16 protein-coding genes are annotated in these 22,830 nt (G+C 73.4%); 1 reads left to right on the top strand and 15 read right to left on the bottom strand.

Annotation, left to right across the window (positions count from 1 at the left end):
• Both ACFVWY_RS24780 and ACFVWY_RS24775 read right to left on the bottom strand, forming a co-directional pair.
• Positions 1-3,339 carry an ABC transporter permease gene (locus ACFVWY_RS24780; RefSeq protein WP_389876312.1) on the bottom strand — a complete coding sequence of 1,113 codons (3,339 nt, stop codon included), beginning with the start codon at positions 3,337-3,339 and terminating at the stop codon, positions 1-3.
• A 143-nt stretch (positions 3,340-3,482) separates the two neighbouring features.
• Positions 3,483-3,887, bottom strand: coding sequence for a globin (locus tag ACFVWY_RS24775; protein ID WP_389876310.1), 405 nt, complete (start codon positions 3,885-3,887; stop codon positions 3,483-3,485).
• A 269-nt stretch (positions 3,888-4,156) separates the two neighbouring features.
• Here ACFVWY_RS24775 and ACFVWY_RS24770 point away from each other — a divergent pair, with 269 nt between their 5' ends.
• The gene (locus tag ACFVWY_RS24770; protein WP_389876307.1) at positions 4,157-5,137 is read left to right on the top strand and encodes a methyltransferase domain-containing protein; all 981 of its coding nucleotides are present in this window, start codon (positions 4,157-4,159) and stop codon (positions 5,135-5,137) included.
• 11 nt (positions 5,138-5,148) lie between these two features.
• Here ACFVWY_RS24770 and ACFVWY_RS24765 read toward each other — a convergent pair whose 3' ends face one another.
• The 13 genes from ACFVWY_RS24765 to ACFVWY_RS24705 form a co-directional block, all read right to left on the bottom strand.
• The gene (locus ACFVWY_RS24765) at positions 5,149-6,447 is read right to left on the bottom strand and encodes an FHA domain-containing protein (RefSeq protein ID WP_389876305.1); all 1,299 of its coding nucleotides are present in this window, start codon (positions 6,445-6,447) and stop codon (positions 5,149-5,151) included.
• A 108-nt stretch (positions 6,448-6,555) separates the two neighbouring features.
• Positions 6,556-7,902, bottom strand: coding sequence for a VWA domain-containing protein (locus ACFVWY_RS24760; RefSeq protein WP_389876302.1), 1,347 nt, complete (start codon positions 7,900-7,902; stop codon positions 6,556-6,558).
• 121 nt (positions 7,903-8,023) lie between these two features.
• Positions 8,024-9,307 carry a protein phosphatase 2C domain-containing protein gene (locus tag ACFVWY_RS24755; RefSeq protein ID WP_389876299.1) on the bottom strand — a complete coding sequence of 428 codons (1,284 nt, stop codon included), beginning with the start codon at positions 9,305-9,307 and terminating at the stop codon, positions 8,024-8,026.
• Positions 9,304-11,808 (bottom strand): tetratricopeptide repeat protein, encoded by a 2,505-nt coding sequence (locus tag ACFVWY_RS24750; RefSeq protein ID WP_389876296.1) that lies wholly within the window; start codon positions 11,806-11,808, stop codon positions 9,304-9,306. The genes ACFVWY_RS24755 and ACFVWY_RS24750 overlap by 4 nt, the downstream gene beginning before the upstream one ends.
• A gap of 61 nt (positions 11,809-11,869) precedes the next feature.
• The gene (locus ACFVWY_RS24745) at positions 11,870-13,189 is read right to left on the bottom strand and encodes a hypothetical protein (RefSeq protein WP_389876293.1); all 1,320 of its coding nucleotides are present in this window, start codon (positions 13,187-13,189) and stop codon (positions 11,870-11,872) included.
• A 104-nt stretch (positions 13,190-13,293) separates the two neighbouring features.
• Positions 13,294-14,349, bottom strand: coding sequence for a glutamate ABC transporter substrate-binding protein (locus ACFVWY_RS24740; RefSeq protein ID WP_389876291.1), 1,056 nt, complete (start codon positions 14,347-14,349; stop codon positions 13,294-13,296).
• Between the two features lie 11 nt (positions 14,350-14,360).
• Complete coding sequence (locus tag ACFVWY_RS24735; RefSeq protein ID WP_389876289.1) at positions 14,361-15,752, bottom strand: hypothetical protein; 1,392 nt, start codon at positions 15,750-15,752, stop codon at positions 14,361-14,363.
• Between the two features lie 310 nt (positions 15,753-16,062).
• Complete coding sequence (locus ACFVWY_RS24730) at positions 16,063-17,037, bottom strand: N-acetylglucosamine kinase (protein ID WP_389876287.1); 975 nt, start codon at positions 17,035-17,037, stop codon at positions 16,063-16,065.
• Complete coding sequence (locus ACFVWY_RS24725) at positions 17,028-18,293, bottom strand: 6-phospho-beta-glucosidase (RefSeq protein WP_389876284.1); 1,266 nt, start codon at positions 18,291-18,293, stop codon at positions 17,028-17,030. The genes ACFVWY_RS24730 and ACFVWY_RS24725 overlap by 10 nt, the downstream gene beginning before the upstream one ends.
• Before the next feature lie 2 nt (positions 18,294-18,295).
• The gene (locus tag ACFVWY_RS24720; RefSeq protein WP_389876282.1) at positions 18,296-19,198 is read right to left on the bottom strand and encodes a carbohydrate ABC transporter permease; all 903 of its coding nucleotides are present in this window, start codon (positions 19,196-19,198) and stop codon (positions 18,296-18,298) included.
• Between the two features lies 1 nt (position 19,199).
• A complete protein-coding gene (locus ACFVWY_RS24715; RefSeq protein ID WP_389876279.1) occupies positions 19,200-20,141 on the bottom strand; it encodes a carbohydrate ABC transporter permease in 942 nt (313 codons plus the stop codon).
• 7 nt (positions 20,142-20,148) lie between these two features.
• Positions 20,149-21,486: an ABC transporter substrate-binding protein gene (locus ACFVWY_RS24710; RefSeq protein ID WP_389876276.1), complete on the bottom strand. Its 1,338-nt coding sequence runs from the start codon at positions 21,484-21,486 to the stop codon at positions 20,149-20,151.
• 60 nt (positions 21,487-21,546) lie between these two features.
• Entirely contained in the window at positions 21,547-22,773 is a 1,227-nt protein-coding gene (locus ACFVWY_RS24705) for an ROK family transcriptional regulator (RefSeq protein ID WP_389876274.1), read from the bottom strand.
• Between the last annotated feature and the right edge of the window lie 57 nt (positions 22,774-22,830).

The following is a 22,830-nucleotide window of genomic DNA, read 5'->3' as shown; positions in this document are numbered from 1 at the left end:
TCAGTTGTCCCCCTGGACACGCAGCGAGGCGGCGGGATCGGTGCCGCGCAGGGCGAGGAACACCACGGTCAGCAGCGGCAGTACGGCGACCCCCGCGAGCAGCGCCGCGATCTGCCCGGCGGGCAGCTGCACCAGTACCCCGGGCACCGGCGGGGTGGCCTGCCCGGTCAGCACGACGAGCGGTACGACAGCCCGGTTCAGCACCGCTCCGAGCACCGTCCCGACCAGCAGCGCGATCGCGATCAGCACCCCCTGTTCGGCGGCGATCATCCTGGTCAGCCGCCTGCGCGGGGTGCCCAGTGCCCGTAGTACGGCGAATTCCCCGCTCCGCTCGCGCTGCGCGCCGACCGCGCTCACCGCGAAGCCGACCGCGGCCAGGGCCGCCGCGGCCACCGCCACCGCGGGCAGCGCGGACTGCGGCCCGGCGCCCAGCGGATCGCCGACCAGTTCCCGCGCGATCTCGTCCCGCACCAGGATCCGGGCCGGTTCGGCGTCCGGCCGGGCCCGCAGCGCGGCGGCGGCCTCACCGGCCCGCCCGGGGGCGGCGCTCAGCCACCACTCGTTGGCGCTGAGCACGGCGCCGGGGCGCTGCGCGAAGACCTGGCCCAGGGCCCGGAGGTCGATCAGCAGGGCGCCGCCGTCCCGGGCCGCCACCGGAACCGAGGAATCCGCCCCGGCGCCGGTGGTGGGCAGGCGCCGGACCGTGTCCACGATCTTCACCCGGACCTTCTCACCGGCCAGCGTGACATCGACGACCTGCCCCTTCCGGGCCCCGGCGGCCTTCAGATACGCGTCGGTGGCGAGGGCGTTGGGTACCGGGGCCTTCGGGCGGGGCACGGTGACCCGCACCGAGTAGGCCGGGGTGTAGTCCCAGCTGTTCAGGGCGGCGCCGGTGCCGTACTCGACGGTCAGCGGGCGCGCGGCGGAGGCGGTCGCGGTCAGCCGGTCGCTGCGCTCCGGTTCGCCGCCGGAGCCGACGCCGGAGACCGCGGCCCGCCAGCCGAAGCCCGCGGGGACCGGGACGGCCCGCTCGGTGCCGTCCGCGACCGCGGCCCGCAGGGCGCCGACGGTCAGCCGGTGCGTCCGGCCCGCGTAGCCCTGCCGGCCGTCGGCCGGCCGCTGCGTCTCGTCCGCGTAGCCCGGCCGGTTGCCGGTCAGCTCGAAGCCGGTGACCGTGAAGCCGCTGTCGCCCGCCACCTTGACGGTGACCGGGCGCGCCTTGCCATCCGCCGGAACGGCCCCGGCCACCACCCGGTAGGGCAGCCCGTAGCCGTCCTCCAGCAGTACCGAGAGGACCGGGGCGTCGCCCGGTTCCCGCACCTTCGCGTCCGTGGTGATCCGGGCGTCGAACCGGAACCGCACGCTCTTCTCCGGCAGGGGCAGCCCGGCCCGTTCGGTCCGCGGCGCGGCGAGCGGCTCGAACAGCCGCTGACGGGGCCGGTCGGTGAGGTCGTCGCGGATCAGCATCCGGTCGGTGGCGTGCGCGGTGTCCAGGGCGAGGACCGTGGCGGTGCGCTCGTCGGAGAGTTCGGTGCCCGCCCGGAGCGCGGGCGCCGCGTCCCGGACGCCGGGCAGCCGGGCGTAGCCGACCGCTGCCGCCGGATCGTCCTGGGGGCCGGTCAGCACGCGCAGCGACGCACCGGTCCGGAAGTCGGCCTGGTCGCTCTGCGAACGGTCCCAGGAGGCGCGCTGCCCCACGGCCAGCATGCCCATCGCCAGCGCGAGGACCAGCAGCAGCACCGGCCCGGCGCCGCGCAACGGGCGGCGGCTGAACTGCCAGCCGGACAGGGCCGTGATCAGTCCCCGGCCACTCGCCGCGGCGCGCTCCGCGAGCCGGGCCGCGGGCGGCAGCAGCCGCAGGGTGAGCACCGTGCCCGCGAGCAGCAGCAGCGCGGGGGCCGCGACCAGCAGCGGGTCGATCCCGAGTTCGCCCTGCCGGTCCCCGCTCAGCGCACCGCCGCCGACCTCCGTGGCCCGCCGGTCGAGCTGCCAGTACGCCACCCCGGCGATCGCCAGCAGCCCGATGTCGGCGCCCGCCCGCAGCGGAGCGGGCAGCGCGGCGGCCCGCCCGGCCCGGCGTTCCCCCGCTCCGGCCGTCAGCGCGGGCGCCACCACGGCCAGCGCGCACACCAGCGCGACGCCGACGGCGACCAGCCATACGGTGCCGGTGGCACCGGCCTCGATCCGCAGCCCGATCCGCGACAGCGCGCCACGGTCGGCCAGCAGCCGGGTCAGCGGCCCGGCGAGCAGCGGGGCCACCAGGGCGGCGGGCAGTGCCAGCAGCAGCGCCTCGACCGCGGCGAGCGCCGTGATCCGGCCGCGCGAACCGCCCCGGGCCCGCAGCAGCCGGGTCTCCCCGGCCCGCTCGCTGCTCAGCAGCCGGGCCACCAGCAGCAGCGCGTACCCCGCGAGCAGCACCAGCTGCACGGCCACGATCATCAGCGTCGAACGGGAGACCAGCAGCGCCCGGTCGATCTGCTCCAGTACCTGGGGCAGCGAGGTCCGGGCGGCGGCTCCGCTCTTGAACTCGGGGGCGGCCGTCACCCGCTTCGGGGCGGCCGACGCGGCGGCGCGCAGCGCGTCGATGCGGCCGGTGGTGACCGTACGGAAGTCGGCGGACGCCAGCCAGGACATCGTCCCGGCGCTGACCCGCCCGGATCCGGGAACCGCCGCGTCGGTGAGCAGCGGACCGTACGTGGTGAAGGCGAGCTTGCGGACACCGCGCCCGCTCAGTTCGTCCAGCTGCCAGTACGGGTCGGCCGGGTCGGCCACCTCGTACACCCCGGTCACCAGGACGCGCAGCGGCTTGTCGGTCAGCCGGTCGGTGACCGTGAACCGCGCGCCGGGCTTCAGCTTCAGCGCCTTGGCGGCGGGCAGCGGCAGCGCGGCCTCGACCGGGCCGCCGTCGGCCGCGCCGCCCGGTGCGGGCGCGCGGCCCGCGGTGATCCGGACACGGCCGCGGTCGAGCGCGGCGAAGTGGGTGAGGTCGGGGTCTCCGGAGCGGAGTTGAGGCGCCCGCAGCCCGTTCGGCAGCGCGTACGCCCCCGAGGTCTCCAGCGTCCGTACGGTCAGCGGCAGACCGTCGAAGGCCGAGGCGGCCGCCTTCCGGGCGACGGCGTCGGCCGCCTTCCGCTGGTCGGCCGCCACCTGGACGGACATCACGAAGGAGGCGTCGGCCGCCGAGCGGTGGGTGAGGGCGTTACGGAGTGCCGCGTCGCCCACCGAGCCCGAGAAGGCGGTCAGCGCCGCCAGCACCGATGTGGTCAGCAGTACGGCGAGGACCGCGGCGCAGAGCAGCAGCCGATGGGCCCGTACCCGGAGAAAGACGAACCCCGTCACTCGCGCCCCCCTGGGCCCTCGGCACACACACGCCCCCCGGCGTGACATGGATGCTTTCAAGGTCCAGGGCGGTTGGAAACCGCTTGCCTACGTACTTGATCCGATTGTGACCGTTTATCGGCGTGGGATGACCGGACTCCGGTTCAGTCAGTGGTGTTGATCATCGAGGCGGCGGCGTACGTGAGGTAATCCCACAGCTTCTGGTCGAGCTCCGGCGCCAGGCCGAGCTCGTCGAGCGCCACCCGCATGTGGCGCAGCCAGGCGTCGTGCGCCGCCCGGTCCACCCGGAAGGGTATGTGCCGCATCCGCAGCCGGGGATGCCCGCGCCGCTCGCTGTACGTACGGGGCCCGCCCCAGTACTGCATCAGGAACAGCGCGAACCGTTCCTCGGCCGGGCCGAGATCCTCCTCGGGATACATCGGCCGGAGCAGCGGGTCCTCGGCAACCCCCTGGTAGAAGAGGTGCACCAGGCGCCGGAAGGTCTCCTCGCCGCCGACCTGCTCGTAGAGGGACTGCTCCTGAAGCGTGTCGCGCGGAATCTCTGTCACCCGACCATGGTCGCAGACGCACCGGCCGAGGACCGGGGTCCTAGGGCCTCTCGTTTGGATCATGCCGGGCTCGCGGGGGCCGGCACGCACATCTGCCGCGTTGTCGTCAGTCACCGACGCTCCGCGTCGGCTCCTTCCTCCGCCTTGCAGCTGCACGCACCAGCCCCCGCTCCCTTGATCCAGCCTGATCCAAACGAAAGACCCTAGGTCCCTGCCTCCTGGCCGCCCCGGCCCTGGCCCCGGCGAGCGCGGCGCGGGAAGGTGGAGACATGGACGCCCACGCCGACCCGTTCGCCGTGGCCGCCGCCGAGGAGCGGTGGGCGATGGTGCGCGCGATCGTGGCTGGCGGGGCGCTGCGCGACCCCGCCTGGCGGGCCGCCTTCGAGCAGGTGCCGCGCCATCTCTTCGTGCCCTACTACTTCACCGGCGACGGGCGGGGCCGCCTCTGGTGCGAGGACCCCGACCCGGACCGGCGGTCCCGCTGGCTGCGCGGGGCGTACGCCGACACCCCGCTCGCCATCCGGATCCGGGACGGCGAGCTGATCTCGTCCAGCAGCCAGCCCTCCCTGATGGCCCGGATGCTGGAAGAGCTGGACGTACAAGAAGGCCAGCGGGTCCTGGAGATCGGCGCGGGCAGCGGCTACAACGCCGCCCTCCTCGCCCACCGGCTCGGCGACGACGCGGTCACCACCATCGACCTCGACCCGGAGATCACCGGGGACGCCCGGCGCCACCTGGACGCGGCCGGACACCACCCGGCCGTGATCACCGGGGACGGCGTCCTGGGCTGGCCCCCGCGCGGCCCCTACGACCGGATCATCGCGACCTGCACCCTGCCGTGCGTACCGTGGCCCTGGCTGGAGCAGTGCGTGCCGGGCGCCCGGATACTGGCCCCGTTCGCCACCGGGCTGATCGCCCTGCGGGTACGGGCCGGGCCGCACGGGAAATACGCCGAGGGCCGGTTCCTGCACACGGCCGCCTACTTCGTGCCGCTGCGCGGCCTGCCGACCCGGACGGCGCGGGGCGCACGCCTTGCCGGGGTGCCCCGGCACATCGCAGAGAACGACCTCTTCCGCTTCCTGTGGGCGCTCACCGGGACGGTCCTCGAACCGCGCGAGGCGCTCTCGCTCTGGCGGCGCGAGCAGCGCCCCGAACGCGAACGCTTCGGCATCACCCTCGCCGACGGGCGGCAATGGGCCTGGCTCGACGACCCCGAGGGGCCCTACGCCTGGCCACTGCCGTCCGTCTGACGCGGAGCGGATCAGCCGCGGCGGACCGTGATCGTCGTCCACGCCCCGACGTGCACCCGGTCGCCGTCCTGGAGCGGCACGGGGACGTAGGGCTGGATCGGGTCCTCGGCGCCGTTGAGCGTGGTGCCGTTGGTGGAGTTCTGGTCGACCACGGCCCAGCCGCCGTCGGGCTGCTGCACCAGGACCGCGTGCTGGTGCGAGACACCCGGGTCCTCCGGCGGCACCGACAGGTCGATGTCGGGGGACTCGCCCGTGCTCTGCCGCCGGCGGCCGATGGTGATCTGGGTGCCGGAGAGCTGAAGCTGCTGCTCCGGGGAGTACGCGGGCAGGTTCAGCCCGGTCGCCTCGGGGCCGCTGCGCTGCATCATCGCCAGGAAGTACTCACGGTCCGGGGCGATGACCGCCGTCCAGTTCGCAGGCGGCTGGTTCTGGCCCTGGCCCGGGAACAGCGGCTGCTCCTGCTGCGGCGGGACCGCCTGCGGGGGCGGGGCCTGCGTGCGGGACGGCGGCGACAGCATCCAGTCGTCGTCACCACCGCCCTGCGGGCCCTGCGGCGCGGGCGGCTGCGGGGCCGAGGGGGCGGGCCGGTCGAAGGAGAGCGGCGCGGACTGCTGCTGGAAGGGCGGCGGGGGCGCGGACTGCTGCTGGAAGGCGGGCGGAGGCGGCGGCCCCGGCTGCTGGAAGGGCGGCGGGGACGACTGCGGACCACCGGGACCGGGCGGCGGCGGGGCCATGGGGCCGGGGGCCTGAGGACCCGGGCCGGGCGGCGGAGAAGACTGCGGGCCGGGAACCATCGGGCCGGGGCCAGCGCCCGGAACCATCGGGCCGGGGCCGGGCGGCGGGGGCCCGGGGCGGCTTCCCGGGTCGGTGGAGAGCGGCTCGGCGGGCCGGTTCACCTGCGAGGGACGCGAGCCCTGGTACTCGAACGGATCGCGCGGCTGCGCCGCGCCGGGAGGCTGCTGCGCCTGGAAACCCGGCGGCAGGTTCAGCCCTGGCGGCGGCCCGGAGACGTGGGGCGCCGGAGCCAGCGGCGTGTACGACGTCGCGGTGTTCGTCAGGTAGTTCCAGCGGCACTCCTCGCAGAACGGCGCCATCGCCTCGCGGGGCGTGCGGCACTGCGGGCAGAGCTCGGCCTGCTGGGTCGCGTCGGCACCCGGACCGTGCGGGTAGCCGTAACCGGCGGCGGGCGGCGGAGGCGGCGGTGGCGGGGGGACCGCGCCCGCAGGCGCGCCCGCGCCGGTCATGCGATGGCCGCAGACCTCGCACCAGTCATCGGAACCCGACTGGTGTCCGTTCGGGCAGGTCGGCATGTCGGCGCTTCCCCCTCTCCTGGGCCGACCCCGGGGGCCGGCGTATTTCCGCTGCACGCCTCCCGGCGGATCTTTCCGACCGGGCGGCTCGAAACCGTGAGTCTGTGGTTATCTCTTGACGCGCACGGTCTTGGTGGAACGCGTTTCGAGGGTCATCTCGTCGGCGTCCGCGACCGTTGCCTTCAGTCGCACAGTACCGGTCGCCGCGTCCACGACGTCCACCACCTTCGAAAGCAATTTCGCAGTGTCCTCGTTCCCGGAGGCCGACGCCAGCTGCACCGCGCGGCCCAGTTTCGCGGTCGCGCCGTCGAGGTCCCCGGACTTGCGGGCGTTCAGTCCCTGCTGGATGACCTGGGCCAGTTCCGCCTGCCCGGTGTAGTGCGCGACCTGCGGATTGATCGAGGTGGACGCCGCCATGTCGTCCGTCCACACCGCCCGTACCAGGCCCTGGGAAAGCGTCTGCGGGGCTCCTCCCGAGGGGTCGGGGAGGATCAGCGAGACCCGGGACGCCAGCATCTCCTGGCCGATTCCCGCTTGCGGAACCCGCACACACACGTGGTAGTCGCGGGACTCGTCGCCCCAGGAACCCGTGGGGTAGTCCCCGGCGCGCGGGCCCGCCTCGGTGCGTCGTCCGGTCAGGTCGACGACCGCGGGCGCGACCTGTTTCACATAGCCGATCTCGACCCCGACGGGCGTCCAGAGCCGCAGCGCGACATCCGCGACCTCCTTGCCCATCGCGCTCTCCATCATCCGCGTGAAGTCCGCGGCCAGCCCCGCCGGATCGGCGACGATGTCGGCCGTGCCGAGCAGCGCGGAGGCGATCCCTGTGACCTCCTTCACCTCCCAGTCGGTGCCGACCCCGCGGGCGTCGCAGGTGAAGCGGCCCGCACAGGATGCGAGCGCGGCCCGCAGGTCCTCCGGCGCCTCGTGCTCGTTGCGGCCGTCGGTGAGCAGGATGCCGTGCCGGATGTCCACCTCGGCGGCGCCGAGCAGCCGGTCCGCCAGCCGCAGCCAGGTCCCGATCGCCGTACCGCCCCCGGCGCTGAGCGCCCGCAGGGCCTCCCGCGCCTCGGCCCTGGTCCGCGCGTCCGCCACCGCGAGGGCGCCGTTGCCGGGATAGACCTCCCTGGCCACATGCGTACCGGCGACGACGGCGAACGAGGTGCCGTCGCGCAGGGTGTCGATGGCCGCGGCCGTCGCGTCGCGCGCGTTGCGCATCTTCGTCGGCGGGTAGTCCATCGAGCCCGAGCAGTCGACCATGATCACCACCGCGGCACGCGTCGCCCGCCCCGCGGCGCGTGAGGGGCCCGACAGCGGTATGCCGCCGGTGGTGCCGCCCCCGGTCGAGGTGACCGTGACGATCGCGTTCACCTCGCGGCCGCCTTCTGGCAGGTAGGCGTTCTGGTACACCTCGACGGAGAACTGCGGCACGTTCGACTTGGAGAAGTTGGCCATCTGGTCGGCTCCTTGGGGCTCCGGCGGTCCAGGGGACAGCCGTGAGAGAAGGGAGAAACAGGAGAAGGCGTCGCGGGAGCGGACGGTCGGACAAGAGGAACCGGACGTTACGGAACGGCACTCACGAGGCGCCGCAGGCCGATCCTGCCCCCGGAGGCTCCACGGCGAACGGCACCAGTGCCACTGTTACGTTGTCGTGGCCCCCGCCGTCGAGCGCGTGGCCCACCAGCACCTGGGCGGCGTGCAGGGGCCGTTGACCGGCGTCGGCCGGCACTGCCGCGGCCATCTCGGCGGCCGACTCCGCGTAGTTCCACAGGCCGTCCGTGCACACCACCACCAGACCCGGGCGGTCCGGCTTGAACGACGCGGTGTGCGGCTCCAGTTCGTAGGCGTCGGCGCCGAGCCACCCCGTGATGGCGTGGGCACGCTCGTCCGCGTACGCCTCCGCCTCGTTCATCAGGCCCGCCGCCACCATCTGCGCGGCCCAGGAGTCGTCCTCGGTGAGCCGGGCGGGGCGGGCGGTGCGGTCGTCGGGCACCCAGTACGCGCGGCTGTCACCGACCCAGCCGACGATCAGCAGGCCGTTCGCCATGATCGAGCCGACCAGGGTGCACGCCGGGGCGTTCTGGCGGCGGTGCTGCTCGTGCCCCGTGGCCGGGACGGGCTCCCGCGCCAGGGCGTTGACCGCTTCGGACGCCACGAGGATCGCGTCGTGCATCGCCTGCTGCGGGTGTACGCCGCGCGGCAGCGACTCCAGCAGCGCTTCGCTGGCCGTGCTCGCGGCAGCCGCCGACGCCTCGTCGGGGCGGCTGGCCGAGGAGACGCCGTCGCAGACGATCGCGACGACCGCCGGTGAACCGTCGGGCAGCGCCGTGGTCGACACCGCGAACGCGTCCTCGTTGCGGTGGTGGCGCAGTCCCCGGTCGCTGACCGCGGCCACCGAACCGAGCTCCTGCTCCATGTGGTCGCGCTCGCGGGGCTGGGCGTGGCCGCAGTTCTCGCAGTAGCCGTCGGTGTCGACCCGGCCCGCCCGGCAGGCCACGCACACCTTGGTCCCGGCCGGCGGGGTCGCCGCCGCCGGCTCCGCCACAGCCGTACGGGGATCGGGCGCGGGCCCGGACGCGGGGACCGGGGGCGGGGCGGGCGCGGGCGGCGGAGCCACGGCCGCCGGGTCCGGCGCGGCCAGCTCGAAGTCACCCGACCCGTCCGGTCCGCCCGGGGCGGGCGGCGCATCCGGGGCGGGCGGGGTGACCAGGGCGATCGTCGGGTGGTCCTTCGGTACGGGGGGCACGGCCGACAGGTCGTACCCGCACGCACCGCAGAACAGATCCCCCGGCTCCAGCGGCTCCTCGCAGCCGGGGCACTTCGACAGGGCCGTCTCCTGGGGTTTCTGCGACATTTTCACACCCACGTCCGGGGGCGGAGGCGGTTGGCCCGCTCCACCAGTTCGATCCTCTCATCGCCGGGCTCCGCAAGCCTGGCGAGCATCCGGTACGAACGTTCGAGCCCGAACCGCAGGCCCTGTTCGTCCAGCTCACTGCCGAGCAGCGTGCCCGGTCCGGGCTGCCGCGCCGCGGCCCCCGCCCCGGGGCTGCCGGAAAGCACCCAGTCGAGCGCCGTACCCAGCACCTCGGCCGACAACTGTTCCCGGCGCACCGCGTCCAGCCCGAACCCGGCCAGCCCCGACACCTGCGCCGAAGCGGCCAGCAGGTCGTCCAGCAGCGGTTCGTCCGGCGCCCGCTCCCGCAGCCGGGCCCGTACCGCCGCGACCCGGGCCGCCGTGTAGTGGATCGACGCCTCCGGCACCGACTCCAGCGCGGCCACGGCCCCGGCCCGGTCCCCGGCGGCGATCCGCACCCGGGCCAGCCCGAAGGCGGCGCTCACGAAGCTCGGGTCGGTCGTCCACACCAGCCGGTAGTACTCCGTGGCGTTGTCTAGCTGGCCCAGCACCTCCGCGCAGATCCCCAGCGCCAGCTTGGGCGCGGGCTCACCGGGGAACGCGTCGTACACCGCGTCGAAGGACAGCGCGGCGTTCTCGTGGTCACCGGTCACCAGCGAGGCCACGCCGCGGTACCAGACCACCCGCCAGTCGTCCGGATGCTGCCCCTCCAGCGCCGCCAGGGTCTGCCCCGCGGCCACCTGCTCGTTCAGCTCCAGCCGGGCGCGCAGCTCGCGCAGCCGGGTCTCCGGCGAGGCTGAGGGAACCGTTCTCAGCGCGGCGATCAGCTCGGAGGGGGCCGTGGTCATCAGCCCGGCCAGGAAGCCCGCGTGGGGATCGCCCGCGTCGACCCGGGGCACCGGCAGCGCCAGCGCCGTGGACCGCAGGTCAAGACCGGCGAGCTCCGGGCCTCCCGGCGCGACGGCCCCCGCGCCCCGGGGCGCGGGGATCGCGGCCCGGGACGCGGCGCCCCGCGCGGAGGGCCGGGCCCCCAGCCGTGACACGTCCTGCGCCCGCTCCGGGAACAGCCGGGTGTCCGTGACCCGGACCTCCGGGCCGAACAGGGTCGACAGCGCCGGGCGGGGCCGCCCCGACTGGAGCGACACCACCTCGCGCAGCACCCCCGTCAGCTGCTCCGCCATCTCCGCCGCCGAGGCGAACCGCCGTGCCGGATCCGGGTCGGTGGCCCGCACCAGCAGCCGGTAGAACGACTCGTACGCCCGGAACACCTCGATGTGGTCGGGGTCGGGCAGCGAGTCCACGAAGACGTTGGTGTAACCCTGGAAGTCGAAGGTGAGCACCGCGAGCGTCCGCGCGACCGTGTACAGGTCGGAGGCGACCGACGGGCCGACCTCCGCGACCTCCGGCGCCTGGTATCCGACCGTGCCGTAGATCGCCGACTCGTCGTCGTCCATCCGGCGCACCGCGCCCATGTCGATCAGCTTCAGCTGATCCTCGGTCTGGATCGCGTTGTCGACCTTGAAGTCGCAGTACAGCAGGTTGCGGCTGTGCAGATGACCGAGCGCCTCCAGCGCCTCGATGCCGTACGCGCACGCCTGCTCGACCGGCAGCGGATCGCGCCGCCCGGCGGCGGTGCGGCGCTCGTTGGCGATCTCCTTGAGGGCCTTGCCGCCCACGTACTCCATCACTATGTAGCCGTCCAGCGAACCGGTGCGCTGGTCGAGGTGCTCGACGAAGTTGTAGATCCGGACGATGTTGGCGTGCTCGATCTCGGCGAGGAAGCGCCGCTCGGAGATGGCCGCCGCCATCGCGTCCTGGTCCCCGGTGTCGAGCAGGCCCTTGAGCACCACCCAGCGGTCGGACACCGCCCGGTCGACCGCGAGGTAGACCCAGCCCAGTCCGCCGTGCGCCAGGCACCCGGCGACCTCGTACTGACCGTGCACGATGTCACCGGCCCGGAGCTTGGGCACGAAGGAGTACGGGTGCCCGCACTTGGTGCAGAACCCCTCCGTACGGCCCGTCCGCCCGCCGCGCGAGCGCCCGACCGGCGCCCCGCAGTCGGACCGCGAGCAGAACCGCTTGCGCTCCGGCACCTCCGGGTTCTCCATCACCGCCGACCGCGGATCGGGCCGCGGCACGTCCGGCACCTGCACCAGACCCGCCCCCAGCCTGCCCCGGGCGGAGGCGCCCGAGGCCGAACCGGAGGAACGCACCGACACCGAGGGCGAGGTCGCCGCACCGGACAGGGCACGCGACAGCCGCCCCGACACCGAACGCCGCGAGGTCGACGAACGCGAGGAGGACCGCGCCGACGCCCGCGAGGAGGACCGCGCACTGCTGTCGCCGCCGCGGCCGTGCGCCCCGTCCGCGATCCCGGTCGGCGGTGAACTCACCATGCCACTGGGGGAGACGACCGGCGCCAGACCGCAGGTGCCGCAGTACAGCTCACCGCCGCCCATGTCCTCGTAACTGCCCTCGCACGCGGGGCGCTGGCACTGCGTACTCATGATCGGTCCCCCTGGTCGCCCCGCCGCCGCAGCGGCCCTTGCGCCTCACGCGCCGCCCCGGTCACCGCCGGTCCTCCGGCCCCGGGCGCGGGGACAGCAGCTCGGCCGCCGTCTCCTGGTACCGCAGCACCGCGTGCCCGGCCACCCGCAGATCGCAGGGCGCGCTCCACAGCATCCGGCGCGCCGCGTCGTACCGCTCGATCAGCAGCGGGTCCTCGGCCAGCCCGTGCCGGGCCACCTTCGCCCGGTACGCGTCGAGCCTGCCGCGCAGCTCCGCCCGCACCGCCAGCGGGGCCGTGACCGCGGTCAGCGACTCCCGGGCCCGCAGCAGCTCCTCCTCGGCCTCCCGCTCCAGCGTCTCCAGCAGCGGCGACAGCCGGTGCCACTGCGCCCGCCTGCGGTACTCCGAGGCGGCGGCCAGCCGCTCCTGGAGCGCGGTGGGCGGGCCGCTGACCGCGGGCACCTCGGACGCCGCGATCTTCGCGAGCACCTCGCCGCGCGCCGTCCGCGCCTCGGCCAGGGTGCGGTCCGCCCGGGAGAGCACGTCGCGCAGCTGGACCAGGCGCTGCTCGGCGTCCTGCCGGACCGCGAGCACCGCCTCGATCTCGCGCCGCACGTCCTCCAGGGCCCGGGCCGCCCGGTCGTACCGCTCGGTGTCCGGGCGGCCGCCGCCGGGTGCCGAACTCCCCGGCCCCGGCCGCCAGAACGCGAGCGGGTCGGAGACCACCTGCGTCCGCAGCACGGTCAGTTCGTGGGTGATCGCCTCCAGGTCGTCGCCCGCCGGGTGCTCACCGGGCCGGACGCCCACCGAGTGCGCCAGCGACCGCGTGCGGTGCAGCTCGGCCGCGAGCAGGTCTATCCGGGCGGGCAGCGCGGACCACACGGCGTCGGAGGCGACGACCATGTCCAGCGAGCGGGCGTACAGCTCGTTCATCCGGGCGACCAGCTCCTCCAGCGTGAACCGCTCGGCGAGCCTGGCCGGGCCGCTGGCCGACGGATCGGGGCCCGTCGCGGCGGACGCCACCGTGACCCCCTGGCCGCGCAGCAGCTCCGTCAGGGCCACCAGATCGTCCCGGTTGGGGTAGCGGCGCCGGGCCCGTACCGTACGCGCCCGGCCGAGCGCCGCCGTGTAGGCGTCGAAATATCCCCACAGCAGGGTGATCGCCCGGTCCGCCGAGGCCCAGCGCTCCTTGGTGACCCCGGTCAGGTCGGCGCCCTCCAGGAGCCGGCGGCCGGCGTGGTCCTGCAGGGCCAGGAGTGAGGTCTCGATCGCCTCGTGCTCCGCGCCGAGCCGGGCCAGCGCACGGTCCGCCTCGTCCCGGTCCATCACCGGGACGTCAGGCCCGGCCGACCGGCCGGGGAAGGGGCCCGCGACGCTCATCGATCACCTCTCCGCTCTCCGCGCCGGGACGGGCCCCGGCAGATCTGTGCCTCTGTCTCTTCGGCCGGGGCCGCCGTGTCGCGTCCCTCCCGGCCCGTCCGCTGTCAGTTGTCCCGGTACTTGGGCGCCGGTGGCGCCGTGATGCCCGGCAGGCCCTCCTCCAGCCAGCGCTGGTACGAGCGCATCCAGCGGCTGTCCGCCCCGCCCCTGCGGTAGTCGGCCAGCACCTGGTTGACCCGGGCCACCAGGTCGTCGGCGCCGAGCTTCGCCGCCACGCCGTAGTACTCGGTCGTGAACGGCTTGTCGCCCTTCAGCTCGACCGCCGGGTCCTGCGCCGCCTGGCCGGCCGCCAGCGCGTTGTCCGTGACCACCGCGTCGACCTCGTTCAGCTGCAACCGCACCAGGCAGTCCAGCTGGTTGGGGACGGTGAGCTGGTCCTCGTCCGCCGCGGTGCCGTCGTGCGGGTCCTTGTAGACCGCGCCGTACGACTGCTTCTCCAGCGCCTCGTAGGCGGTGGAACCCACCGCGGTGCAGACCCGCTTGCCCTCCAGCGACCTGTCGTAGCCGGTGATCGGCGAGTCCTTCGGCGCGAGGACCTGCTGCCCGGCCTGGAAGTAGGCGGTGGAGAACGAGACCTGCTTCAGCCGGGCGCAGTTGATGGTCATCGTCCGCACGACGACGTCGACCTTGCCGTTCTCCAGCGCGGCGATCCGCTGGTTGGTGGGGATGGCCCGGAAGATCACCGCGTCGGGGTCGCCCAGGATGTCCTGCGCGATGGCCCGCACCAGATCGATGTCGAAGCCTTCGAGGGAGTCCTTGCCCGCACCGGCCGCCGGATCGCGGTACCCCCAGCTGAAGCTGTTCTGGTCGACGCCCGCGATCAGCTTCCCGCGCTGCTTGATCCGCTCGATGTTCGGGCCGCCGGCGGACGAGGGCGGCAGACTCGCCTCCGGGTCCGTGCACGCGTCGGACCTGATCTGCGCCGCCCGTGCCGTGCCCGGCCCCGCCAAGTCGCCGCCGAGGACCGCGGTGCCGTGCCGGGAGAGCGGCAGCAGGGTGGCCGCGGCCGTCACGGCGCAGGCCACGGCCATGCCCGTCACCCCGCCCCAGCCGCGCAGCCCGCCGCGGCCGGACCGCCCGCCCGTGCGCTTCCTGGTCATCGCTCCTCCGCTCACCGGTACTCCGAGAGCCTGCGGTTGACTCCGAAAATCGCCGCCACGGCTCCCAGCACGGCCAGCCCGGCGGCCCCGGACGGCAGTCCGCCCAGCGCCCCGCGCCCGTCCTTCGCGGCCCGGGTGAACTCGTCCTGCTCGTGGGTGAGCGCCTGCTCCAGGGCGCTGTCCACCCGCTCGAAGGACTCCCCCGTGGAGTTCTCCGCCCCGATGATCTGTGCCCGCGCGCCGTCGTAGTCGCCACCGTCGTCGGCCGTACGGGCCGTGAGGTGGCGGCCCCGCCACTCGGCGACCGCGTCGACGGCCTTCGCCACCGGTTCCCGGCCCCGGTCGTCGTCGGCCAGCTTCCCGGCCCTGCCCAGTTCCTCGCCGAGCGCCTTCATACCCGCGCTGTAGTCCGTCTCGTACTTGTCGTGCAACCCGTCGGCGGTCAGCACCGCACCGCGGGCGACCAGCGTCAGGTTCTCGTTGGCGCGGGCCTTCAGCGAGTCGATCCGCGCGTGGTTGAGGACATCGAGGGAACGCTGCCCGTTCACCTCCGCGGAACGCATCTCGGACCGGGCCACCGCGTGCCCCACGGCCAGCCACAGCATCAGCACCGTGCAGGCCGCGGTCGCCACCAGCAGCCCCTGGTTGAACACCCGGTTAGTCCGGCGGTAGTTGCGCCGCTGCGCCCACAGCAGCACAGCCAGCACCACCACACCGAGCCCCAGCGAGAGGAACGGCCAGGACCGGGCCGCGTCGTTGTCCTCGCCCAGCCGGTCCGTCTCCGCCGCGTACAGCCGCTCGGCGGCCGGCAGCAGCACCTTGCTCATCTGCTGGTTGGCGTACCGGAGATAGGCGCCGCCCAGCGGAAGGCCCTGCCGGTTGTTGGCGCGGGCCCGCTCGACCAGGCCCGCGTACCGGGGGAGTTGCTCGTTGAGGGTGGTGATCTCCTGGCCGGACTCGGTCGACGCGTCCGTGTTGGCGGCGGCCTTCACCAGGAGGCGGGCCGCCTCCCGGATGTCCTTGCGGTACCGCTCGTGCACATCGCGCGGCTCCTGCGCCCCGGCCAGGAACCCGCTCGCCGCCGCGGTGTCCGCGTCCGCCAGCGAGCGGTAGATGGCCGCCGCGTCCGCGCTCAGCGGCTGACTGCGGCTCACCACGTCGTCGGCGGCGGACGCCCGGTCGGAGACCTCCAGCGCGGTCACGGCCCCGAACGCGACGACGAGCAGGGCCAGTACGGCGCCGATGATCTGGAGCCTGCCGGGCTCGGTGGTGGCCGCGGCCCGCACCCGGTCGGCCGTCACGGACAGCGCGCCGCGCCTCGGCGGGGCGGGCACGGCCGCGGGCACGGGCGGCCGCGACCGCTCGTGCTCAGGCGCCGTACGCACACTCGGCGGGTATGTCACTCGACCTCCCCCTCGGTCACTGACGGTGGCCCGGCCCCGGCCGGTCGGGGACTGGTACCCGGCCATGAAGTATGGCCGCGGGGACCGGCGTCCACACCGGGAACTCCCGGATCGCACATCGGTCCACGGATGCGTTCCCCCGCATTCGATCAAGCCACACGCCGCCGATCAAGGCCATCGGCGCGCCAGTACCCCGGAGCGGTCCTGCCACCCCACCTCTGAACACGTCCGGGACCACCGAACGGTTCCCATGCGCGAGGGGCGCTCCGCGGCACATCAGTACCACGGAACGCCCCAGGCCCGTCCGGAATCAGGAGTACTGCGCGCGCAGCCTCCGGTGCACCGGTTCCGGAGCACCCGTACGGTCCAGTCCGAGCAGCGCCGCCCCCAGCACCGGAGGCTCCGTCACCACCCGGATCACCGCCTTCGGCGCCCGCACCGCGAGGAGTCCGGCGATCTCCGCGTCCAGCCGCGGATGGCGGGCGGCCATCACCCCGCCGCCCAGCACCACCGGCGCGGCCACGTCCAGCAGGTCCAGCCGCCCCAGCGCGACCGAGGCCATCGCGACGACCTCCGCCGCCAGCCGCTCCACCAGACCGACCGCCACCGGGTCGCCGTCGTGCGCCGTCGCGAAGAGCACCGGAGCCAGCTCGTGGCGCCGCTCGGCATCGATCCGGCCCAGGTGCAGCGCCTCGATCAGCGCGTACATCGAGTCCAGCCCGAAGTGCGCGGGCAGCGTACGGGCGAGCTCGGTCGGCCCGCCGCGCCCGTCCTCCGCCCGTGCGGCGAACCACATGGCCTCCTCGGCCAGCCCGCCGCCCCCGCCCCAGTCGCCGGATATCCGGCCTATCGCGGGGAACCGCGCGGTCCGCCCGTCCGGCAGCATCCCGACGCAGTTGATGCCCGCGCCGCAGACCACCGCGACCCCGCGCGGCTCGTCCACCCCGGCGCGCAGGATCGCGAAGGTGTCGTTGCGTACCTCGACCGTGCGCCCCCAGTCCCGGCGGATGACGGCCGCCGTCAGCTCGGCCTCCTCCACCGGCAGGTCGACATTGGCCAGGCACGCCGACACGTGCTCCACCCCGTCGACCTCCTGCCCGGCCCCGGCCAGCGCCCGGCCGACGAGGTCGGCCAGTACGTCCAGCGCCGCCTCCACGCCGACCACGGGCGGCTGGAAACCGCCGCCCCGGGCCGTCGACAGCACGGTCCCGTCCTCGCCGATCAGCGCCACGTCGGTCTTGCTGTTCCCCGCGTCGATGGCGAGGACCGAAACGTTCACGCCCACGCCAGGTGCTCCCGGTTGTGTGCGATCAGCTTGTCGGTGAGCGCCTCGGCGTACTCGAACTGCCCGATCAGCGGGTGCGCCAGCAGCGCCTTGAACACCCGGTCCCGGCCGCCGCGCAGCGCCGCCTCCAGGGCCAGGTCCTCGTACGCCGTCACCTGGGAGATCAGGCCGCAGTACAGCGGGTCCAGCATCGGCACGGCGAGCGGCGCGGCGCCCGTCCCGTCGACCCGGGCCTGTACCTCGATCACCGCGTCGTCCGGAAGGAACGGCAGCGTCCCCCGGTTGTAGGTGTTGACCACCTGCACCGCCGAGCCGCCCGAGCCGAGCAGCGAGGACGCCAGGTCGACGGCCGCCTCCGAGTAGAAGGCGCCGCCGCGCTTGGCGAGCAGCGCGGGCTTCTCGTCCAGCGCCGGATCGCCGTACATCGCGAGGAGCTCCTTCTCCATCGCGGCGACCTCGGCCGCCCGGGACGGCTTGGTGCCGAGCTCTCGGACGACCTCGTCGTGCGTGTAGAAGTAGCGCAGGTAGTACGAGGGGACCACGCCGAGCCGGTCGACGATCGCCCGGGGCATCCGCAGGTCGTCGGCGATCGTGCCGCCGTGTTCGGCGAGCAGCCCCGGCAGCATGTTCTCGCCGTCCGGTCCGCCGATCCGCACCCCGAGCTCCCAGGTCAGGTGGTTGAGCCCGACGTGGTCGAGGTGCACCTGGTCCGGCGTGACGTCGAGCAGCCGGGCGAACTTCCGCTGGAAGCCGATGGCCACGTTGCACAGGCCGACGGCCTTGTGCCCGGCCTGGAGGAGCGCCCGGGTCACGATGCCCACCGGGTTGGTGAAGTCGATGATCCAGGCGCTCGGGTTGGTGCGGCGGACCCGCTCGGTGATGTCCAGGACGACAGGCACGGTGCGCAGCGCCTTGGCGAGGCCGCCCGCGCCGGTGGTCTCCTGCCCGACGCAGCCGCACTCCAGCGGCCAGGTCTCGTCCTGGTTGCGGGCGGCCTGTCCGCCGACGCGCAGCTGGAGCAGGACCGCGTCGGCGTCGGCGACACCCGCGTCGAGGTCCGCGGTGGTGGTGATCCGCCCCGGGTGGCCCTGCCTGGCGAAGATCCGCCGGGCCAGGCCGCCGACCAGTTCCAGCCGGTCGGCCGCCGGGTCGACGAGCACCAGCTCCTCGATCGGCAGCGTGTCGCGCAGCCGGGCGAATCCGTCGATCAGTTCGGGGGTGTAGGTGGACCCGCCACCCACTACTGCGAGCTTCATGGTCAGCCCTTTACTCCGGTCAGTGTGACGCCCTCGACAAACGCCTTCTGGGCGAAGAAGAAGACGAGGATCACAGGGGCCATGACCAGTACGGTCGCGGCCATGGTCAGGTTCCAGTCGGTGTGGTGCGCGCTCTTGAAGGACTCCAGCCCGTAGCTGAGCGTCCAGGCGGCCGGGTTGTCCGAGGCGTAGATCTGCGGGCCGAAGTAGTCGTTCCAGGCGTAGAAGAACTGGAAGAGGGCCACCGCCGCGATTCCCGGCCTGGCCATCGGTACGACGACCTTGAGCAGGGTGCGCAGTTCGCCGCAGCCGTCGACCTTCGCCGCGTCGAGGTACTCGTCGGGGATGGTCAGCAGGAACTGCCGCAGCAGGAAGATGGAGAACGCGTCGCCGAAGGCCATCGGGACGATCAGCGGCCAGAGCGTGCCGGACAGGTCCAGCTGTTTGGCCCAGAACAGGTACATCGGGATGACGACGACCTGCGGCGGCAGCATCATCATCGAGATGACCAGCATCAGTGACAGATGCCGCCCCCGGAAGCGGAACTTGGCGAGCGCGTACGCCACGGGCAGCGAGGACACGACGGTCAGGACGGTGCCCGCCCCCGCGTACAGCAGGGTGTTGCGCCACCAGACCAGGAAGCCGTCGGTCTCGAAGACCTGCCGGTAGTTGTCCCACGCGAAGGGGTGCGGCCACAGGTCGCGGGTGAGTGCCTGCTGGTCGCTCATCAGCGAGGTGAGCACCAGGAAGACGAACGGCAGCACGAAGAAGAGCGCGGCGGCGACGCCGAGCGCGTGCACGGCGATCCAGTTCAGCAGTGCCCTGCGGCGGGCGGTGCGCCTGGCCGGGGTGTCCGGGGCGGTCGCGCGAACCGCGCTCCGGGGGGTGTCGAGAAGCTGCGCCACGTCACTCACCTGCCTGGATCAGCCCGCTGCGGCGCCGCATCAGCAGTGCGGTGAACGCCATGGCGAGGACGAAGAGAACGAGCGCGACCACGGAGGCGGAGCCGTAGTCGAAGCGCTGGAAGCCGAGGTTGTAGACCAGCTGCGGAAGCGTCAGTGTCGACTTGTCGGGATAGCCCGGTTCGAACTGCTGCCCCGAGCCGCCCATCACCCCCGAGGCGACCTTCCCGGCCACGAACGGCTGGGTGTAGTACTGCATCGTCTGGATGATCCCGGTGACCACCGCGAACATGATGATCGGCGAGATGTTCGGCAGGGTGATGTGGCGGAAGCGCTGGAGCGAGGTCGCTCCGTCCAGCTCCGCCGCCTCGTACTGCTCCTTCGGCACGTTGAGCAGCGCGGCCATGAAGATCACCATCAGGTCGCCCACCCCCCACATCGCGAGGGCGGTCAGCGCGGGCTTGGACCAGGCGGCGTCGGTGAACCAGCCGGGCGTGGGCAGCCCCACCGCGTCGAGCAGCGAATTGGCCGGTCCTGTACCCGGGTTGAGCAGGAAGACGAAGGCGAGCGTCGCCGCGACCGGGGGCGCCAGGTAGGGCAGGTAGAACAGGGTCCGGAAGACACCGGTGCCCGTCTTGATCCGGGTGATCAGCAGCCCGATCCCGAGCCCGAAGACCACCCGGCAGCTGACCATGACCACGACCAGCCAGAGCGTGTTGCGCAGCGCGGGCCAGAACAGCGGGTAGTCCTGGAAGACGAACGACCAGTTCTTCAGCCCGCTGAACTCGGGGGTCGTGAAGCCGTCGTAGGAGGTGAAGGAGATGGAGACGGCGGAGATCAGCGGGTAGGCGAAGAAGACGCAGAACCCGATGATCCACGGTGCCATGAAGGCGGCGGTACGCAGCGCCGAGCGGCGGCGCTTCGTACGGAGCGTGTACGTGGTCATCGCGTCCCTACTTCGCCTGGGCGATGGCCGCGTCGATCTCCCGGGCGGTCTTCTCCAGTCCCGCCCTGACGTCCTTCTGCCGGCCCTTCTCGATGTCGAAGCCGAGGTTCTGCAGGGACACCAGGTACGCGCCGCCGTTCACCGAGGGCGGGGTGGTGGTGCTCTTCGGGTTCGCGGCGATGTCCAGGAAGACCTTGAACCGCGGGTCGTACGTCAGCTTCGGCGACTTCAGCGCCGCCAGCGTGGAGGGCACGTTGTGGATGGCGTTGGCGAAGTCCACGACCGCGTCGGTGTCGGTCGTCATGAACTTGACCAGTTCCCAGGCCGCGTTCTGCTTCGCGGAGGTGCTGGCGATCCCGGCGATGGTCCCGGTCAGATAGCCCCTGCCGTAGCTGTCGGCCTGGTCGTCGGCGACGGGCATCGGCGCCACCCCGATCTCGAATCCGGGCTTCGCCGCCTCGGCCATCCCGAGCCGCCACTCGCCGTCCAGCTGCATGGCCACCTGGCCGGTGTGGAACGGGTGCTTGGCGCCCCACTCGTCGCCGAAGGAGGTGCGGAACCTCTCCAGCTTCTCGTAGCCGCCCAGGGTGTCGACCAGGTCCTTCTGGGCCGTCAGCATCTGCGCGAACGCCGGGTCCTTGGCGATGTTGGCCTTGCCGTCGGCGTCGAAGTACGTGGGGTTCCAGCTGCCGAGGTAGTGCTCGGTCGTCGACTCGTAGCCGTGGTAGTTCGGCATGAAGCCGAGCTGCTCGTACGAGTCGCCCTTGGTCTTCGTCAGCTTCTTGGCGTCCGCCACCAGCTCCGACCAGGTCCGCGGCGGGCGCTCGATCTTGGCGGCGGCGAACGCGTCCTTGTTGTAGTACAGGCCGTACGCGTCGCCGAGCAGCGGTACCGTGCAGCGCACTCCGTCGAACTGCGTGTACTCGTTCATTGTCCTGGGGAACGTCGTGGCCGGGTCGATCCCGTCCTTCTTCAGGAAGGGATCGAGATCGACGAACGCCTTCGACGAGCAGAACTTGCCGACGTTGTTGGTGGTGAACGACGAGACGACGTCCGGCGCCTTCGAGCCGCCCGCCCGCAGCGCCTGGTTGATCTTGTCGTCGGTCATGTTGCCGACGACCTTCACATGAATGAGGGGATGCGCCTTCGTGAAGGCGTCGACCACCCCCTGGACCGCCTTCAGCTCGCCCGGATTGTTCCAGCCGTGCCAGAAGGTGATCGTCGTCTCCTTGGACAGGTCGTCGGTGGCACCGGAACTGCTCTGGCCCGTACAGGCGGAGGCGAGCAGAGAGAGGGCGGCGGTCGCGGCGAGCGCGGCGGCCGTCTTCCGGCGGTTTCCGGACATGGCGGTCTCCCGGTGGAGGATGAGGGCGGACGTACGGAGGGGCGGACGGGCCGAGAAGGGTCAGCGGGACGACGTGTCGAAGACTTCGTCGCGGGTGGTGACGAGGGCGCTCTCCAGCGCGCCGCGCAGAACGGGGCGGTGCTTCACCTCGCCAGCGATCAGCCGGGGGCGGGAGGCCGAGAGTTCGGTGAGCTCGGCGGCCACCCGGCTGCGCAGCGGCTCACCACCGGCCGCGATCACCTCGCCGGACAGCACGACGACCTCCGGGTCGAGCACGGCGGTCATGGCGGCGAGACCGGTCGCGAGGCCGGTGGCGAACCGGTCGAGGAGCCGGGGGTACGGGCCGTCCTCGCCGGTCTCGGCCGCCTCCGCGGCACGGGCGACCAGCCGGGAGGCGACCTCGTGGTGGGTGCCGGGGGCGCGGATCAGCTCGTCGTCGATGCCGAGCTCGCGGCCGATGCGGGCCAGCACCTGGGCACCCGCCAGCTCCTGGAAGCCGCCCGCGTTGACCTTGGTGACCTGGCGGACCAGCGGGGCGCCCGGCACCGGCAGGAAGCCGACCTCACCGGCGCCGCCGGTGAAGCCGCGGTGCAGGCGTCCGTTGATGACGAGGGCGGCGCCGAGCCCCTCCTCGTTCCACAGCAGGACGAAGTCCTCGTGCCCGCGCGCCGCGCCGAGGCGCTGCTCGGCCACCGCGACCAGGTTGACGTCGTTCTCGTACTCCACCGGCATCGGCAGGAAGGCGGCCAGCTCCTCCAGCAGCGTGGGGGAGTGCCAGCCCGGCAGGTGCGAGGCGTACCGCAGCCGCCCGGTGCCGGGGTCGAAGGCACCCGGGGTGCCGATGACGACCCGGTGCACGTCGGAGCGGGTGAGCCCGGCGTCCTTCACCGCCCCGTCCAGGGCCTGGGCCACCTGCCGCACCACGCTGTCCGCGCGCCGCCCGGGGGTGGGCAGCTCGAACGCGCCGACCGTCTCGCCGGTCACATCGGCGACGGCGGCGACGATCCGCCGGGCGTCCACGTCCAGCCCGGCGACATGGGCGGCGCGCGCGTTCACCCCGTACAGCTGCGCGTTGGGCCCCGGACGTCCGGCCACCGTGCCGGTCGCCACGACCAGCCCGGCCGCCTCCAGCCGCGCCAGCAGCTGGGACGCGGTGGGCTTGGAGAGCCCGGTCAGCTTCCCGATCCTGGTCCGCGACAGGGGGCCGTGCTCCAGCAGCAGGTCGAGGGCGGCCCGGTCGTTCATGGCCCGCAGTACGCGGGGGGTTCCCGGTGTGGTTCCGGCCATGAGCCCTGCACCCGCCCTCTGTTAGGAAAGTTTCCTATTTGGTGAGAGGACCGTATG

The sequence above is a fragment of the Streptomyces sp. NPDC058195 genome, from assembly GCF_042883525.1.
Taxonomy (GTDB): Bacteria; Actinomycetota; Actinomycetes; order Streptomycetales; family Streptomycetaceae; genus Streptomyces.
This window is presented reverse-complemented; position numbering and strand designations above follow the sequence as displayed.

Coding starts and splice junctions, on each gene's coding strand:
- ACFVWY_RS24765 (WP_389876305.1), bottom strand. CDS start 6,447: ATGCCGACCTGCCCGAACGGACACCAGTCGGGTTCCGATGACTGGTGC.
- ACFVWY_RS24750 (WP_389876296.1), bottom strand. CDS start 11,808: ATGAGTACGCAGTGCCAGCGCCCCGCGTGCGAGGGCAGTTACGAGGAC.
- ACFVWY_RS24745 (WP_389876293.1), bottom strand. CDS start 13,189: ATGAGCGTCGCGGGCCCCTTCCCCGGCCGGTCGGCCGGGCCTGACGTC.
- ACFVWY_RS24710 (WP_389876276.1), bottom strand. CDS start 21,486: ATGTCCGGAAACCGCCGGAAGACGGCCGCCGCGCTCGCCGCGACCGCC.
- ACFVWY_RS24740 (WP_389876291.1), bottom strand. CDS start 14,349: ATGACCAGGAAGCGCACGGGCGGGCGGTCCGGCCGCGGCGGGCTGCGC.
- ACFVWY_RS24715 (WP_389876279.1), bottom strand. CDS start 20,141: ATGACCACGTACACGCTCCGTACGAAGCGCCGCCGCTCGGCGCTGCGT.
- ACFVWY_RS24725 (WP_389876284.1), bottom strand. CDS start 18,293: ATGAAGCTCGCAGTAGTGGGTGGCGGGTCCACCTACACCCCCGAACTG.
- ACFVWY_RS24705 (WP_389876274.1), bottom strand. CDS start 22,773: ATGGCCGGAACCACACCGGGAACCCCCCGCGTACTGCGGGCCATGAAC.
- ACFVWY_RS24760 (WP_389876302.1), bottom strand. CDS start 7,902: ATGGCCAACTTCTCCAAGTCGAACGTGCCGCAGTTCTCCGTCGAGGTG.
- ACFVWY_RS24770 (WP_389876307.1), top strand. CDS start 4,157: ATGGACGCCCACGCCGACCCGTTCGCCGTGGCCGCCGCCGAGGAGCGG.